Annotated in this window: 1 protein-coding gene; it reads right to left on the bottom strand. The window is 62.5% G+C overall.

Annotated features, from left to right (window positions below; translation table 11 throughout):
• The coding region (locus EN780_RS37345) for an autotransporter domain-containing protein (protein ID WP_128276648.1) at positions 1-506 on the bottom strand (506 nt) is incomplete at both ends.

Here is a 506-nt window from a genome sequence, read left to right as displayed (position 1 = left end):
GGCACCGCCATGCTCTGTGAAGCCATCCGCGTTGAAGTTCACATAGGCTAGGTTCGCATAGGGCTCGAAAGATACGGAAGCTGTATCCAGTCGAGAGCCGAGTTCGCCGAAAGCCTGGAACGTGCCGGCATGGTAATCGGCCGAAAGGCTGTCGGAGAAGCCCGGAAACGCCACCGACCTGCCGGTCTCGATGCGGTTCCACGTATAGGCAAGGCCGGAACGGAAGCTGTGAGGGCCACGCTGCGTGCCAGCGTAGATCCCGAGGTGATAATTGTTGCCTGAGCCGGAGGAGGCGCGATCATCCACATGGATGGACGTATGGCTATAACCGGCAAGAAGCCCGAGCCGCCAGCTTTCGCCGATGGCCGCATCGCCGCCTGCAATAAAGCCTCCCGTCGAGCGGTCGAGGCGAGCAGCGTTGCCGTCTCCGTCCAAATGTCCCCAGGCGCCGAAACCGCTGCCCCAGACGGCGAAGTTTTCGCTGGTCGCGGGAGCCAGTTCCGGGC

The sequence above is a fragment of the Mesorhizobium sp. M4B.F.Ca.ET.089.01.1.1 genome (assembly GCF_004022605.1).
GTDB classification, from domain to species: domain Bacteria; phylum Pseudomonadota; class Alphaproteobacteria; order Rhizobiales; family Rhizobiaceae; genus Mesorhizobium; species Mesorhizobium abyssinicae.
This window is presented reverse-complemented; position numbering and strand designations above follow the sequence as displayed.